Genomic DNA, 15,680 nt, shown 5'->3' with positions numbered 1-15,680 from the left:
GACCAGCGTGGCCCAGGGCAGCACACCACAGAGCAGCACACCGCAGAACGAGGCGTCGCAGAACCAGGCGTCGCAGATCCAGTCGCCGCTGAGGATCGTGGGCATCGGCGGTTCCACCCGCAGCGGGTCGCAGAGCGAGCGGGCCCTGCGGGTGGTGCTGGCCGCCGCGCGCGAGCTGGGCGCGGAGACCACCGTCGTCACCGGCGCCGACCTGGTGATGCCGTTCTACGATCCCGCCCTCACCGAGCGCACCGACGCCGCCCGCGCCCTGGTGGACGCGGTGCGCGAGGCCGACGGCGTGGTGCTGTCCAGCCCCGGCTACCACGGGACGATCTCCGGTCTGGTCAAGAACGCCCTGGACTACGTGGAGGACCTGCGCCAGGACGCCCGCCCCTACCTGGACGGGCGGGCGGTGGGCTGCGTGGCCACCGCCTACGGCTGGCAGGCCTCGGTCACCACGCTGACCGCGCTGCGGTCGGTGGTGCACGCGCTGCGCGGCTGGCCCACCCCGCTGGGGGCGGCCGTGAACTCCGCCGTCGCCCGCTTCGACGACGACGGCGGAGTCAGCGACGCCACCGTGGCGAACAACCTGGGGCTGCTGGCTGCCCAGGTGGTCGGCTTCGCCCGGCAGCAGCCGGGCCGGCCGCTGGGCAGCGAGGCAGGGCGCTAGACCTTCGCAGCCTGGCAGGCGGCGCAGCAGCCCCAGAAGACCAGCTCTGCCTCGTCCACGACGAAGCCGTGGTCCTCCGAGGGTGTCAGGCAGGGCGCCGCGCCGGTGGCACAGTCGATGTCGGCGATCGCACCACAGGACCGGCACACCTGGTGGTGGTGGTTGTCCCCGGCCCTGGTCTCGTACAGCGCCGGGTACCCGGCCGGCTCGATGCGTCGGACCAGTCCGTGCTGCACGCAGACCCGCAGCACGTCGTAGACGGCCTGGGTGGAGACGCGACCATGTGCCTCACGCACCCACGAGGCCACCATGTCGGCGGTCGAGTGCGGGTGCTCCTGCAGCGCGGTCAGCACCGCCACCCGGGGAGCGGTCACCCGCAGCCCCACCTGGCGCAGCATGGCGCGAGGGTCGAGGTGAGCGGTTTGCAGGTCCATCTGCCCGAGTGTCCGCGTCTCTCTGGAACCGTGCAAGTCTGTCCTCACGGTCCACACCCCCCGGGGGGCGACTCAGCCTGCGGCAGCGAGCAGCTCCGCGATCTGCACGGTGTTCAGCGCGGCACCCTTGCGGAGGTTGTCGCCGCTGACGAACAGGGTCAGTCCCCGCCCGTCGGGCACGCCCTCGTCCTGGCGCAACCGGCCGACCAGGCTCACGTCGCCGCCGGCGGCAGCCAGCGGGGTGGGCACGTCGACCAGCTGCACTCCCGCAGCGTCAGCCAGCAGCTCCCGCGCCCGCTCCACCGACAGCGGCCGGTCGAACTCCGCGCTGATGGACAGCGAGTGGCCGGTGAACACCGGGACCCGCACACAGGTGCCGGACACCAGCAGCTCGGGGATGCCGAGGATCTTGCGGCTCTCGTGGCGCAGCTTCTGCTCCTCGTCGGTCTCGAAGGAGCCGTCGTCGACCAGCTTGCCGGCCATGGGCAGCACGTTGAACGCGATCGGGGCGACGTAGTTGTCCGGGGCGGGGAACTCCACCGCGCCACCGTCGTGGGTGAGCTGCGCGGCGTCGGCCGCCACGGCCTGCACCTGCGACTCCAGCTCGGCGACGCCGGACAGGCCGCTGCCGGAGACCGCCTGGTAGGTGCTGACCACCAGGCGGCGCAGACCGGCCTCGTCGTGCAGCACCTTGAGCACCGGCATGGCGGCCATGGTGGTGCAGTTGGGGTTGGCGATGATGCCCTTGGGCAGGTTCTGCAGGTCCTGCGGGTTGACCTCGCTGACCACCAGCGGCACCTCGGGGTCACGGCGCCACGCCGAGGAGTTGTCCACCACGGTGACGCCGGCAGCGGCGAAGCGCGGTGCCTGCGCCCGGGAGGTGGTGGCTCCGGCGGAGAACAGCGCCACGTCGAGCCCGCTGGGGTCGGCGGTGGCCGCGTCCTCCACCACGATCTCCCCGTCCCGCCACGGCAGCTTGGTGCCCGCCGAGCGCGCGGAGGCGAAGAAGCGCAGCTCCGCCAGCGGGAAGTCACGCTCGTCCAGCAGCCGGCGCATCACGGCACCGACCTGCCCGGTGGCGCCGACCACGCCGACGCGCAGGCCGGCACCCGAGTCGTGGGCGCTCATCGGCCCGTGCCCCCGTAGACCACGGCCTCGTCCTCGCCGCCCAGCTCGAAGGCGCCGTGGATGGCCTGCACCGCGTCGTCGAGCTGGGTGTCCTTGCACAGCACCGAGATGCGGATCTCCGAGGTGGAGATGATGTCGATGTTCACCCCTGCCTTGGCCAGCGCCTCGCAGAAGGTGGCGGTGACGCCGGGGTGGCTGCGCATGCCGGCCCCGATCAGCGACACCTTGCCCACGTGGTCGTCGTAGAGCACCTGGGTGAAGCCGATCTCCGCCTGCAGCTTGGTCAGCTTCTCCACGGCGGTGGGGCCGTCGCTGCGCGGCAGCGTGAAGGTGATGTCGGTGGTTCCGGTGGAGGCGCCGGAGATGTTCTGCAGCACCATGTCGATGTCGATCTCGGCGTCGGCGACGGCACGGAAGACCTGCGCGGCCTTGCCGGGGCTGTCCGGCAGACCGACGACGGTGACCTTGGCCTCGGACCGGTCGTGCGAGACGCCGGTGAGAATTGCCTGCTCCAATGGAATGTCCTTAATCGATCCGGACACCACGGTGCCCGGCTTGGTCGAGTAGGAGGAACGCACGTGCACGGGAACGTTGTAGCGCCGGGCGTACTCCACGCAGCGCAGCATCAGCACCTTGGTGCCCGCCGCGGCCATCTCCAGCATCTCTTCGTAGGTGACGGACTCGAGGCGCTTGGCGTCCGGGACGATGCGCGGGTCGGCGGAGAACACGCCGTCGACGTCGGTGTAGATCTCGCAGACGTCGGCCTCCAGCGCTGCGGCCAGCGCCACGGCGGTGGTGTCCGACCCGCCGCGTCCCAGGGTGGTGACGTCCTTGCTGTCCTGGCTCACGCCCTGGAACCCGGCGACCAGCACGATCGAGCCCTCGTCCAGCGCGGCGCGGACCCGGCCCGGGGTGACGTCGATGATGCGGGCCTTGCCGTGCGAGCCGTCGGTGATGACGCCGGCCTGGGAGCCGGTGAAGCTGCGGGCCTCGGCACCGAGGGAGTGGATGGCCATGGCCACCAGCGCGTTGGAGATGCGCTCGCCAGAGGTGAGCAGCATGTCCATCTCGCGGGCCGGGGGCACCGGGGACACCTGGCGGGCGAGGTCGAGGAGCTCGTCGGTGGTGTCGCCCATGGCGGACACCACCACGACCACGTCGTCGCCAGCCTTCTTCCGGTCGACGATCCGCTCGGCCACGCGTCGGATCCGCTCGGCGCTGCCGACCGATGATCCGCCGTACTTCTGCACGACGAGCGCCACGCCGTCAACCTCCTGGAATGGTCGAGCTCAGGGTGAATGTCCGGGCCGACTCTACCGATGCCGCGCGGCGGCGGTGGCGCTCGCACCGCAGCGAGGTTGTTCGGCGACCGCGTGTGCCCTGTTCAGGAAGGGTGTGGGCGGCTGTCCACGAAGGATCTCAGGGCGCCACCACGGGCGAGTAGCGGGAGGCGTCGCCGGCCACCACTCGGCTGTGCTCACCGCTCGGGCTCACCGGAACGTCGCCGGCCAGGGTCACTCGGTGCAGCCGGCGGTACTGGTTGTCGTAGTCGGCCACCGCGTAGTGCTGGGTGCTGCGGTTGTCCCAGAGGGCCACGTCGCCGAGCTCCCAGCTCCAGCGCACCGTGTTCTCCAGCCGGGTGATGCGGTCCTGCAGCAGCGTGTAGACGGCCTGGGACTCCTTGGTGCCCAGCCCCACCAGGGCCTTGACGAACTGGCCCAGCAGCAGCGACCGCTCGCCGGTCTCCGGGTGCACCCGCACCACCGGGTGCACCGTCTCGTAGTAGGAGGACTGGAACTCCGCGCGGTGGGCGGCCACCGCGGCGCTGCGCACCTGCTCGGCGGCCTCCGCCGCGTAGTCGTAGACGTTGGTGTGCACCGCCCACAGGGTGTCGGCCAGTGCCCGCAGCGGGGCGGGCAGCTGCGCGTAGGCAGCCACCGTGGAGGCCCAGGTGGTGGTGCCGCCGTAGGGCGGCAGGGCGATCGCCCGCAGCACCGACGCCTTGGGCACGCGGTCGACGAAGGTGACGTCGGTGTGCCAGCTGTTGGCGGTGCCGTGCTCGGAGTCGATGGGCAGCACGTCTGCTCCCAGCGAGGTCACCGTGGGGTGTGCCGCGGTGGGCACGCCGAGCAGGCTGGCGAACGCCCGCTGGCCCGCGTCGTCCAGGTGGTGCTGGCCGCGGAAGAACAGCACCTCGTGCTCCAGCAGGGCCCGGTTGATCGCGCGCACGGTCGCCGCATCCAGGTCACCGCCCAGCGCCACCCCCTCCACCCGGGCCCCGATGTGGGCGCCGAGCTTCACCACGCGCAGGTCGGTGGCGGCGGTGCTGGTGCGGGTGTGGTCGGCGAGCGTCATGGTGCGACCTTTCGGGGTGCGGGTGGGACCGCCCTCCAGGTCACCCGCTGAGCGCTCTCCCGCCAAGGGTTGGCCGCACGCTGATTTGAACTCTCGAACCGCTCAGGAGGCGCCTGCGGGCGCGGGGTCGCCGGAGATGAACGGGGTGCGCACCACCTGGGAGCCGTCCAGGGCGCGAGGGGTGAGCAGGCCACGGCGCTCCAGGACCGGGCGCACGCCCTCGCCGAACTGGTAGGTCTCCTCCAGGTGGGGGTAGCCGGAGAGGATGAAGTGGTCGCAACCCACCGCGGCGTACTCCGCGATGCGCTCGGCCACCTCCTCGTGCGAGCCCACCAGCGCGGTTCCCGCCCCACCACGCACCAGGCCCACGCCGGTCCACAGGTTGGGCGAGATCTCCAGGGCGCGGGCGTCGCCGCTGCCGGTGTAGCTGGACCCGCCGCCGTGCAGCTCGAGCATCCGGCGCTGACCCTCTGACTCCGAGCGGGCCAGGTTGCGCTGGGCCGTGGCCACCGTCTCCGGGTCGAGCGCGCCGAGCAGGCGGCCGGCCTCGGCCCAGGCCTGCTCGGCGGTGTCGCGGCTGATCACGTGCAGCCGGATGCCGTAGTCGAGGGTGCGCCCCTGCGCCTGTGCCAGCCCGCGGATCCAGTCGATCTTGGTGGCGACCGCGGCGGGCGGCTCACCCCAGGTGAGGTAGGCGTCGGCGAACTGCGCGGCCACCGTGCCCGCCGCCGGGGACGACCCACCGAAGAAGATCGGCGGCACCGGGTCGGGAAAGCGGCCCAGCACGGCGTTCTCCACCTGCACGTGCTCGCCGGAGAAGGTGACCGGGCCGGTGTTGGCCCACAGTCGGCGGATGACGTCGAGGAACTCCCCGCACCGGGCGTAGCGCTGCTCCTTGTCGTGGAAGTCGCCGTAGGTGCGCTGCTCGGCGGACTCCCCGCCGGTGACCACGTTGAGCAGCAGCCGGCCCTGCGACTGCCACTGGAACGTGGCCGCCATCTGCGCGGCCAGCGTGGGGCTCATCAGGCCCGGGCGCAGCGCGACCAGGAACTTCAGCGTCTCGGTGGCGTCGATCATCATCGCCGTGGTCAGCCACGCGTCCTCACACCACTGCCCGGTGGGGGTGAGCACCGCCTCGAAGCCGTTGGTCTCCGCAGCCGCGCCGATCTGGTTCAGGTACTTCAGCGTCGCGGGTCGGTCCCCGGACATGGAGCTGCCGTGGCCCCCGGCCATCAGGTTGCGGGAGTCCCCGTAGGTGGGGAGGAACCAGTGGAAGCGCAGCGACATCAGGGCCTCTTCGACGACGGGTCAGAACTAGCCCAGTCAAGAGCATCTCAGCGCGGCCGCGCACCTCTGCACGCAGTTTTTCTCTGCGTGATTTGAACTCGACGCCGGCGGCAGCGACCACGTTAGCGTCGCCCTTCCCTGCCCGAACCACCCCCGCGATTGGCTGCGCATGACCACTCTGTCCGACGTCCAGCCGACGCCGGGAGGTGCGGACGAGAGCGCCGAGGACCGGCGCAAGCGGTTGCGCACCGTCGTGGCTGCCAGCCTGCTCGGCACCACCATCGAGTGGTACGACTTCTTCCTCTACGCCACCGCGGCCAGCCTGGTCTTCAACAAGATCTTCTTCCCCGACACCAGCTCCACCGTGGGCACGATGCTCGCCTTCGCCACCTTCGCGGTCGGCTTCGTGGTTCGCCCGGTCGGCGGGGTGGTCTTCGGCCACGTCGGCGACCGCATCGGCCGCAAGAAGACCCTGGCGCTGACCATGGTGCTGATGGGCGTGGCCACCGCCCTGATGGGCGTGCTGCCCACCACCGCCCAGATCGGCGTGCTGGCACCCATCCTGCTGCTGCTGCTGCGGGTGCTGCAGGGCTTCGCCCTCGGTGGGGAGTGGGCCGGCGCGGTGCTGCTGGCGGTGGAGCACAGCCCGCCGGGCAAGCGGGGCCGCTTCGGCTCCATCCCCCAGATCGGCCTGGCCCTGGGCCTGGCCCTGGGCACCGGGGTGTTCGCGCTGCTGCAGGTGGTCTTCGACGAGGAGCAGTTCCTCAGCTACGGCTGGCGCATCGCGTTCCTGCTGAGCCTGGTGCTGGTGGTGGTGGGCATCGTGGTCCGCCTGGCGGTGGAGGAGACCCCCGCCTTCCGGGAGGTCGAGCACCTGCAGCAGCGCTCCACCGCGCCGTTCAAGCAGGTCTTCACCGGCCGCCGCAACATCCGCAACAGCATCCTCGGGCTGCTGTCCCGGTGGGGCGAGGGCGCGGCGTTCAACACCTGGGGCGTCTTCGCCATCACCTACGCCACCGGCACGCTGGCCATGAACAAGGTGTCGGTGCTGCTGGCGGTGACGGTGGCCTCGCTGGTGATGGCCGTGCTGCTGCCGGTCTCCGGGCTGCTGGTGGAGCGCCACGGCGCCCAGCGGGTGTACCTGGCCGGCATCGCCGCCTACGGCGTGCTGGTGTTCCCGGTGTTCGCGCTGTTCCACACGGGCAACCTGGCGCTGTTCGGGCTGGGCCTGATCCTGGTGTTCGGCATCGTGCACGCGCTGTTCTACGGCGCCCAGGGCACCCTCTACGCCAGCCTGTACCCCACCGAGATCCGCTACACCGGCCTGTCGGTGGTGTACCAGTTCTCCGGCATCTACGCCTCGGGCCTCACCCCGCTGATCCTCACCTCGCTGATCGCGGCCACCAACGGGGCGCCGTGGCTGGCCTGCGGGTTCCTGGTGGCCACCTCGGTGATCAGCGTGGTCGCGACGGTGCTGATCCGCCCGCGTGACCTGCACCTGTAGCGCCAATCGCTGCTAGATTCGCTGCCATGTCCTGGAACCCCGTGCGCGTCACCTACGTGACCGTCGCGCTGGGGTGCCGGCTGCCTCGACCGCGAGCGCTCGGAGACCGAGTGGCGCACTGTCCCGGCTGCTGCTGAGTGCCCTCGGCACCACACAGCCGCCCGACCTCGCCCATCCCTCCCCCGCGACCAGTCGTCGCACCCCGAGCGGAGCCGCCAGCTCCCCGTGGGGCCGGCGGTCGCACGCCGCTCCCTGAGGACCCATGACCGCCGCCTTGCACCAGCCCACCAGCCCGACTGCGTCACCCGTAGCCACCCGCCGCCTGCACGTGAGCACCCCGTCGCTGCAGCTCTCCACCACGCCCGCTGCCGCGGTGTTCCGCACCGTCCGCCTGCGGGGACCGCTGTTTCGCGACGCCGTCGCCACGGCCACCGGGCTGAGCAGCGCCACGGTCAACCGCCAGGTCGGTGCGCTGCTCGCCGCCGGCCTGCTGCGCGAGCGTGCCGACCTCTCCCCCGCGGGGGCCATCGGCCGGCCCCGGCTGCCCGTGGAGGTCAACCACACCGCCTTCGTCACCGTGGGGCTGCACATCGGCTTCAAGGTCACCGTGGTGACCGCGCACGACCTGCACGGACGCATCATCGGTGGACTGCAGCTGACCACGGTCCCGGACCCCGGTGCCAGCGTGCCCGAGATCCTCCGCGCGATCGGCCTGCGCACCAAGCGGTTCCTGGCCCGATGGGCGAGCCGGCGGGTGCTGTGGGCCGGCGTGGCCATCGGCGGCCGGGTGCACCCCAACGGCCGGGTCGACCACCCACGGCTGGGGTGGACCGACGCCCCGGTCGGGGAGGTGCTCAGCGCCAGCCTGGGCCTGCCGGTCTCGGTGGCCCCGCACGTGGAGGCGATGGCGGCAGCCGAGCTGATGCTCACGCCGGAGACCAGTCCCCGCGAGTCCACGCTGTACTTCTACGCCCGCGAGATGGTCGGGGTGTCGCTCACCATCAACGGCGCGGTGCACACCCCCACGTCGGGTCCGGGCACGCTGGGGCACCTGCCCACCGGTGGCACCACCTTGCTGGACCCCCGTCGCACCGGCCGCCTCGAGGCCGCGGTGGGTGACACCGGGCTGGTCGACGCCGCGGTGGCCGTGGGCCTGGCGGTAACCGACATCGCCCAGCTGCACGAGCAGGCTGCGGCGGGGCAGCCGACGGCCGTGGCCCTGCTCAGCGAGCGCGCCCTGGTGCTCGGCCGGGCGGTGGGCCTGATCAGCGACATCATCAACCCCGACCACATCATCCTGGGCGGCCAGGCCTTCACCGACGCTCCGCAGACGCTGCGCGAGGTGGCCGCGGCCATCAACACGCACTCGGCTGCACCGCAGCGCGACGTGCGGGTGACGGCTGCCGGCGAGCACGTCCAGCAGCAGGCCGCCGGCGCGGTGTCGCTGGCCGCGGTGTTCTCCGAACCCCTTGCAGCGCTGCGCCACACCGCCCTCTAGCGTCCGAGCCGCGGCCCACCACGGCACGTCTTGCGCCCGCGGGTATCGTGGCGGGCATGCAGCGTGCGCTCCTGCTTAGCCGCCGCGACGGGGTCTGAGTCCAGACTGGCTCCCCGGCGCGGGTTCTTGGCGCACGCGCCGTGCCGGTCGATCACCCGCCACACCTTCGGAGCCCCACGCACATGCCAAACCATGACTCCTTCGTCTCCACCGGTGCGTCCAGGACCGGACGCATCAACACCCCGTCCCGGCCTGCCCCGGCCGACCAGCCCCGGTGGAACACCCAGCGTGGCTCGTCGATGCCCACGCACCGGTACCGCTCCTTCGCCGACGAGGTCGAGCGCATCTCCCTGCCCGACCGCACCTGGCCGGAGAAGGTCATCGACCGGGCACCGCTGTGGGGCGCGGTGGACCTGCGCGACGGCAACCAGGCGCTGATCGACCCGATGAGCCCGGCCCGCAAGCGTCGGATGTTCGACCTGCTGGTCTCCATGGGCTACAAGGAGATCGAGGTGGGCTTCCCGGCCGCGAGCCAGACCGACTTCGACTTCGTCCGCGAGCTGGTCACCGAGAACGCCATCCCCGACGACGTCACCATCCAGGTGCTCAGCCAGTGCCGGCCGGAGCTGATCGAGCGCACCTTCGCCGCGTGCGAGGGTGCCGAGCGCGCCATCGTGCACATCTACAACTCGACCTCGATCCTGCAGCGCCGCGTGGTGTTCCGCGCCGACCGTCCGGCCATCACCAAGATCGCCACGGACGGCGCCGAGCTCACCCTGCGGCTGGCCGAGCGCTACCCCGACACCCAGTGGCGCTGGCAGTACTCGCCGGAGTCGTTCACCGGTACCGAGCTGGGCTACGCCGCCGAGATCTGCAACGCCGTCACCGAGATCTGGCAGCCCACCCCCGACCAGCCGGCGATCATCAACCTGCCCGCCACCGTGGAGATGGCCACCCCCAACGTCTACGCCGACTCCATCGAGTGGATGCACCGCAACCTGGCGCGGCGCGACTCGGTGATCCTCAGCCTGCACCCGCACAACGACCGCGGCACCGGGGTGGCCGCCGCCGAGCTGGGCTACCTGGCCGGCGCCGACCGCATCGAGGGCTGCCTGTTCGGCAACGGGGAGCGCACCGGCAACGTCTGCCTGGTCACCCTGGGCCTGAACCTGCTCAGCCGCGGCGTCGACCCGCAGATCGACTTCTCCGACATCGACGAGGTGCGGCGCACGGTCGAGTACTGCAACCAGCTGCCGGTACCCGAGCGGCACCCCTACGGTGGCGACCTGGTCTACACCGCCTTCTCCGGCTCGCACCAGGACGCCATCAACAAGGGCCTGGACGCGATGAAGGTGGCCGCCGACGAGGCGGACTCCACCGTGGAGGACATCACCTGGGAGGTGCCCTACCTGCCGATCGACCCCAAGGACGTGGGCCGCACCTACGAGGCCGTCATCCGGGTCAACTCGCAGTCGGGCAAGGGCGGCGTCGCCTACATCATGAAGACCGACCACCAGCTGACGCTGCCGCGCCGGCTGCAGATCGAGTTCTCCCAGAGCGTCCAGCGGGTCACCGACAACGAGGGGGGCGAGGTCAGCCCCAAGGCGATGTGGGACGTCTTCTCCGAGGACTACCTGGACCTGGTGAGCCCGCTGGAGCGCATCAGCCAGAAGGTCACCGCCGCCGAGACCGACGACGGGCTGGACACCATCACCGCGAAGGTGCTGCTCAACGGCGCGGAGCACGAGATCACCGGCACCGGCAACGGCCCGGTCGCGGCCTTCGTCGACGCCCTGGGTGAGCTGGACTTCGACGTGCGGGTGCTGGACTACTCCGAGCACGCCATGTCCGCCGGCGGGGACGCCAGCGCGGCGGCGTACGTGGAGTGCGCGGTGGGCGAGACCGTCGTCTGGGGGGTGGGCATCGCGCCCTCCATCACCACGGCCTCGCTGCGAGCGGTGCTCTCCGCAGTGAACCGGGCGGCCAGCCGGGCCTGACCCACCCACCGCGCCCGCGCGAGCGGCACAGGACAGAGCTGACCCCCGGCGCCTCGCGCCGGGGGTCAGCTGTCTGTCGGGGGTGGCGCGGTCAGGCTAGCTCTGGCGGGCCTTCCGCGCGGCCTCGTCGGCGGCGATCTGACGGTCGGCCTTCTCCTTCTGCAGCTCGGCGAAGGTGGCCTTGTCCACCGGCGCAGCAGGCGCGGCAGGCGCGGCAGGCTCGCTCACCAGGCTGGTCTCGTCACCGGGGGCGGCCGGCACCAGGTCGATCGCCTCGAGCGCGGCCGCGGCGTCGGCGCGGGCGTTCTCCGCCTCGATCTTCTCGGTGAGGGCGTCCGGGTCGAGCACTGGCGCGGGACGCACCTGCGGGGCGGGCTTCACCGGCTCGGCGGTGGGGACCGGGCGCGGCTCGTCCTTGGGCAGGGTGGCGCTCGCCGCCTTGGCCGCGGCGTCCTGCAGGGTGGGCGCGGGCTTGTCGGCGGGGGCGGGCTTCTCGCCGTCGCCCTTGAGGCGGGTGCCACGCTCGATCAACGACTCGTCCTGCAGCACCATGCCCACCAGCTGGTCAGCGGTGCCCAGCAGGCGCGAGGTGGTGGCCCGCGGCTCGGCGCCGGCCGGCACGAACCGGTCGATCACCTGCTCCTGCACCAGCGTGAGCGGCAGGCGCACGGCGGTGTAGGCCGGGCGCAGCGCAGTGAGTGCCAAGCTCGAGACGTTCACAGGCGATCATCTCCATCTCGCGGTGTCCGCGACATCGGGGGGTGCAGGGCGGGCGTACGCACAGCTGCAGGCGAACCACCGCGAAAGGGCCGTCGAGCACCCTCAGCATGGCCCACCAGCAAGATTCGAACGCTACCCATGTCTGGAGCACCCCGCCACCGGGTGAGCCGACCCGGCAGCCGCCTCGCCCGGCGGCTACATCGCCCGGCGACCCGACAGCGCCCGGCCCAGAGTCACCTCGTCGGCGAACTCCAGGTCACCACCCATCGGCAGCCCGGACGCCAGCCGGGTGACGCTCAGTCCCGGGAAGTCGCGCATCATCCGCACCAGGTAGGTGGCGGTGGCCTCGCCCTCGGTGTTGGGGTCGGTGGCGATGATCACCTCGGTGACGTCGACGCCGTCCTCCTGGTTGCCCAGCCGGGCCAGCAGCTCCCGGATGCGCAGCTGGTCGGGGCCCACCCCCGACATCGGGTCCAGCGCCCCGCCCAGCACGTGGTAGCGCCCCCGGAACTCCCGGGTGCGCTCCACCGCCTGCACGTCCTTGGGCTCCTCCACCACGCAGATGATGCTGCGGTCACGGCGCAGGTCGGCGCAGATGCGGCAGGTCTCCTTCTCCGAGACGGTGCCGCACACCACGCAGAACTGGACGCCGTCGCGCACCTTCTGCAGGGCAGCCTGCAGCCGCGCGATGTCCGCCGGCTCCACCGTCAACAGGTGGAAGGCGATGCGCTGCGCACTCTTGGGGCCCACGCCGGGCAACCTGCCCAGCTCGTCGATCAGGTCCTGAACCGGGCCTTCATACATTCGGGTCGAGCACTCACATTCCCGGCAGGCCCAGCCCGCCGCCGCCACCAGCCAGCGGTCCCATCAGCTGGGCCGCCTTCTCCTGCGCCTTCTGGCTGGCGTCGGCGATGGCACCGATCACCAGGTCCTGCAGCGTCTCCACGTCCTCGGGGTCGACCACCTTGGGGTCGATGCCGAGGGCGATCACGTCACCAGTGCCCGTCACCGTCGCCGTCACCAGGCCGCCGCCGGCCTGGCCGGTGATCTGCGTCTGCGCCAGCTCGGCCTGGGCGCTCATGAGCTGTTCCTGCATCTTCTGTGCCTGCTGCATCAGCTGCTGCATGTCGGGCTGGCCACCGGGTTGCACGGATTCAGGTCCTCTCGGTGAGACGCACGCGAGTCCAGGCCGGACTCGTGCCGACAGCGCGGGGGGTCGGCTGTCGGTTCCCGAGGGTAGTCCGCAGCAGGCCGCGCAGTGCCATCCGCCGTCGGTGGCGGGTCGAGACTCACCGGCGCGAGACATGCGCCGGACCACCGTGCGGGTCTAACCTGACACGAGTGCAAACGCCTGTGCCCGCCGCCACGGGAGACACCGCCGGCCACGACGCCGCCGTGCGGCAGCTGATCGCCTCCTACCGGGCCATTCCTCGCGATGCCACTGTGCGCCTGGCCAAGAAGACCTCCAACCTCTTCCGCGCCCGGGCTGCTGCCAACGCCCCTGGGCTCGACGTCTCCGGGCTCACCGGCGTCCTGCGCGTCGACCCGGTGAACCGCACCGCCGACGTCGCCGGCATGTGCACCTACGAGGACCTGGTCGCCGCGACCCTCCCGCACGGGCTGGCTCCGCTGGTGGTGCCACAGCTGAAGACGATCACCCTGGGCGGGGCGGTCACCGGGCTGGGCATCGAGTCGACCAGCTTCCGCAACGGGCTGCCGCACGAGTCGGTGCTGGAGATGGACATCCTCACCGGTGCGGGTGAGGTGCTCACCGTGACGCCCGACGGCGAGCACGCCGACCTCTTCCACGGCTTCCCCAACTCCTACGGCACGCTCGGCTACTGCACCCGGCTGCGCATCGAGCTGGAGCCGGTGCAGCCCTACGTGGCGCTGCGGCACCTGCGCTTGCACGACCTCGACCAGCTGCAGCAGCAGATGGACGCCATCGCCTCCGCCGGGGAGCACGAGGGCGTGCGGGTGGACTACCTCGACGGGGTGGTCTTCACCGCCGCGGAGAGCTACCTGACCCTGGGCACCCTCACCGCCGAGCCGGGTCCGGTCAGCGACTACACCGGCCGGGACATCTACTACCGCTCCCTCCAGCAGCGCAGCACCGACCGGCTGACCATCCACGACTACCTGTGGCGCTGGGACACCGACTGGTTCTGGTGCTCCCGCGCGTTCGGGGCGCAGAACCCCACGATCCGCCGCTTCTGGCCCAAGCGACTGCTGCGCAGCTCCTTCTACTGGAAGCTGATCGCGCTGGACCACAAGTACGACGTGGCCGACCGGCTGGAGGCCCGCAAGGGCCGGCCCCCGCGCGAGCGCGTGGTGCAGGACGTCGAGGTACCCATCGAGCGCACGGCGGACTTCCTGCGGTGGTTCCTGGACACCATCCCCATCGAGCCGCTGTGGCTGTGCCCGCTGCGGCTGCGCGAGGTCGCTGGGGCCACCGGCACCGAGGCCGGCCGGCGCACCTGGCCGCTGTACCCGTTGCACCCGGGCCGGACGTACGTCAACGTGGGCTTCTGGTCGTCCGTCCCGGTGGATCCGGCCGGGCCGGAGGGCGCGACGAACCGCAAGATCGAGGAGATCGTCACCGAGTTCGACGGCCACAAGTCGTTGTACTCCGACTCCTACTACACCCCAGAGACGTTCGCCGAGCTCTACGGCGACAGCACCTACCAGGCGCTCAAGCGGCGCTACGACCCCGAGTCAAGGCTGCTCGACCTTTACGCGAAGGCTGTGCGGAGGAAGTAGGACAGATGACCACCTTGCGGAAGCCCCCGGTCCGGTCGCACCGGACGCCTGCACCGAAGATGAACCTCGCCGACATCGTCGAGACCCTGGCCGACGGACGGGTCCCGGTGCGCTTCACCGCCTACGACGGCAGCGCCACCGGACCCGAGAACGCCGAGATCGGGCTGCACCTGACCGCCCCGCGCGGCACCACCTACCTCGCCACCGCACCCGGCGACCTGGGCATGGTCCGCGCCTACATCGCCGGCGACCTGCAGATCAGCGGCGTGCACCCGGGTGATCCCTACCCCGTGCTGCGCACGATGATGGACGACGTCAAGCTGCAGCGCCCCTCGCCCGCCGTGCTCGCGCAGATCACCCGGTCGCTGGGCTGGGAGCTGCTCAAGCCGGTGGCCCCGCCGCCACAGGAGACCTTGCCGCGCTGGCGGCGCATCGCCAACGGGCTGCGGCACTCCAGGACCCGCGACGCCGAGGCGATCCGCAAGCACTACGACGTCTCCAACGCCTTCTACGAGCACGTCCTGGGCCCGTCCATGACCTACACCTGCGCCACCTACGCCACCCCGCAGACCTCGCTGGAGGACGCCCAGGAAGCCAAGTACCAGCTGGTCTTCGACAAGCTCGGCCTGCAGCCCGGCATGCGGCTGCTGGACATCGGCTGCGGCTGGGGCGGCATGGTGCGCTTCGCGGCCCGCCGCGGCGTGCACGCCATCGGTGCCACGCTGTCCGCCCAGCAGGCGCAGTGGGCGCGCGAGGCGATCGCGGCCGAGGGGCTGACCGAGCTGGCCGAGGTGCGGTTCATGGACTACCGCGACGTGCCCGAGACCGGCTTCGACGCCATCTCCTCCATCGGCCTCACCGAGCACATCGGCATCGACCAGTACCCGGCCTACTTCGCCACCCTGCGCGACACGCTGCGCCCGGGCGGACGCCTGCTCAACCACTGCATCACCCGCCCGCACAACGACCGGCGAGTGAAGACCGGCCAGTTCATCGACCGCTACGTCTTCCCCGACGGCGAGCTGATCGGCTCGGGCACCATCATCAGCGAGATCCAGGACGTCGGCCTGGAGGTGCGCCACGAGGAGAACCTGCGGGAGCACTACGGGCTGACCCTGCGCGACTGGAACCGCAACCTGGTGGAGCACTGGGACGAGTGCGTGGCCGAGGTCGGCGAGGGCACCGCCAAGCTGTGGGGGCTGTACATGGCCGGGTCCCGGCTCGGCTTCGAGCGCAACGTGGTGCAGCTGCACCAGGTGCTGGCGGTCAAGGTCGGCGAGAAGGGCGACGCGGCCGTGCCGCTGCGCCCGTGGTGGAGCGGTTAGCC

At 71.4% G+C, this 15,680-nt stretch carries 14 protein-coding genes; 6 read left to right on the top strand and 8 right to left on the bottom strand.

Annotation, left to right across the window (positions count from 1 at the left end):
* Positions 1–94: 94 nt before the first annotated feature.
* Entirely contained in the window at positions 95–670 is a 576-nt protein-coding gene (locus tag ELX43_RS01200) for an NAD(P)H-dependent oxidoreductase (RefSeq protein ID WP_206518165.1), read from the top strand.
* Here ELX43_RS01200 and ELX43_RS01195 read toward each other — a convergent pair.
* The 5 genes from ELX43_RS01195 to ELX43_RS01175 form a co-directional block, all read right to left on the bottom strand.
* Positions 667–1,104 carry a Fur family transcriptional regulator gene (locus ELX43_RS01195; protein ID WP_127781777.1) on the bottom strand — a complete coding sequence of 146 codons (438 nt, stop codon included), beginning with the start codon at positions 1,102–1,104 and terminating at the stop codon, positions 667–669. The genes ELX43_RS01200 and ELX43_RS01195 overlap by 4 nt on opposite strands.
* A 72-nt stretch (positions 1,105–1,176) precedes the next feature.
* A complete protein-coding gene (locus ELX43_RS01190) occupies positions 1,177–2,232 on the bottom strand; it encodes an aspartate-semialdehyde dehydrogenase (protein WP_127781776.1) in 1,056 nt (351 codons plus the stop codon).
* Positions 2,229–3,494 carry an aspartate kinase gene (locus tag ELX43_RS01185; RefSeq protein WP_127781775.1) on the bottom strand — a complete coding sequence of 422 codons (1,266 nt, stop codon included), beginning with the start codon at positions 3,492–3,494 and terminating at the stop codon, positions 2,229–2,231. Before ELX43_RS01185 ends, ELX43_RS01190 begins: the two co-directional genes overlap by 4 nt.
* A 157-nt stretch (positions 3,495–3,651) precedes the next feature.
* Positions 3,652–4,587 carry a TauD/TfdA family dioxygenase gene (locus ELX43_RS01180; protein WP_127781774.1) on the bottom strand — a complete coding sequence of 312 codons (936 nt, stop codon included), beginning with the start codon at positions 4,585–4,587 and terminating at the stop codon, positions 3,652–3,654.
* 102 nt (positions 4,588–4,689) lie between these two features.
* Entirely contained in the window at positions 4,690–5,874 is a 1,185-nt protein-coding gene (locus tag ELX43_RS01175; protein WP_127781773.1) for an LLM class flavin-dependent oxidoreductase, read from the bottom strand.
* 169 nt (positions 5,875–6,043) lie between these two features.
* Between ELX43_RS01175 and ELX43_RS01170 the strand changes: the two genes are divergently transcribed.
* The 3 genes from ELX43_RS01170 to leuA all read left to right on the top strand — a co-directional run bounded on the left by ELX43_RS01170 (position 6,044) and on the right by leuA (position 10,873).
* The gene (locus ELX43_RS01170; protein WP_127781772.1) at positions 6,044–7,378 is read left to right on the top strand and encodes an MFS transporter; all 1,335 of its coding nucleotides are present in this window, start codon (positions 6,044–6,046) and stop codon (positions 7,376–7,378) included.
* Positions 7,379–7,640: 262 nt separating this feature from the next.
* Positions 7,641–8,876 (top strand): ROK family protein, encoded by a 1,236-nt coding sequence (locus ELX43_RS01165; RefSeq protein ID WP_127781771.1) that lies wholly within the window; start codon positions 7,641–7,643, stop codon positions 8,874–8,876.
* Between the two features lie 182 nt (positions 8,877–9,058).
* A complete protein-coding gene (gene leuA / locus ELX43_RS01160) occupies positions 9,059–10,873 on the top strand; it encodes a 2-isopropylmalate synthase (RefSeq protein WP_127781770.1) in 1,815 nt (604 codons plus the stop codon).
* A gap of 96 nt (positions 10,874–10,969) precedes the next feature.
* Here leuA and ELX43_RS01155 read toward each other — a convergent pair whose 3' ends face one another.
* From ELX43_RS01155 to ELX43_RS01145, 3 genes are all read right to left on the bottom strand, one after another.
* Complete coding sequence (locus ELX43_RS01155; RefSeq protein ID WP_127781769.1) at positions 10,970–11,578, bottom strand: hypothetical protein; 609 nt, start codon at positions 11,576–11,578, stop codon at positions 10,970–10,972.
* A 210-nt stretch (positions 11,579–11,788) separates the two neighbouring features.
* Positions 11,789–12,397: a recombination mediator RecR gene (recR, locus tag ELX43_RS01150; protein WP_127781768.1), complete on the bottom strand. Its 609-nt coding sequence runs from the start codon at positions 12,395–12,397 to the stop codon at positions 11,789–11,791.
* Positions 12,398–12,410: 13 nt separating this feature from the next.
* The gene (locus ELX43_RS01145; protein ID WP_127781767.1) at positions 12,411–12,743 is read right to left on the bottom strand and encodes a YbaB/EbfC family nucleoid-associated protein; all 333 of its coding nucleotides are present in this window, start codon (positions 12,741–12,743) and stop codon (positions 12,411–12,413) included.
* A gap of 191 nt (positions 12,744–12,934) precedes the next feature.
* Here ELX43_RS01145 and ELX43_RS01140 point away from each other — a divergent pair, with 191 nt between their 5' ends.
* Together ELX43_RS01140 and ELX43_RS01135 are read left to right on the top strand one after the other, a co-directional pair.
* Entirely contained in the window at positions 12,935–14,353 is a 1,419-nt protein-coding gene (locus tag ELX43_RS01140; protein ID WP_206518068.1) for an FAD-binding oxidoreductase, read from the top strand.
* 5 nt (positions 14,354–14,358) lie between these two features.
* On the top strand, positions 14,359–15,678 hold the full coding sequence (locus tag ELX43_RS01135; RefSeq protein ID WP_127781766.1) for a class I SAM-dependent methyltransferase: 1,320 nt from the start codon (positions 14,359–14,361) through the stop codon (positions 15,676–15,678).
* Positions 15,679–15,680 lie beyond the last annotated feature (2 nt).

Origin of the sequence: Rhodococcus sp. X156 (genome assembly GCF_004006015.1) — a bacterium.
Classification (GTDB): Bacteria; Actinomycetota; Actinomycetes; order Mycobacteriales; family Mycobacteriaceae; genus X156.
This window is presented reverse-complemented; position numbering and strand designations above follow the sequence as displayed.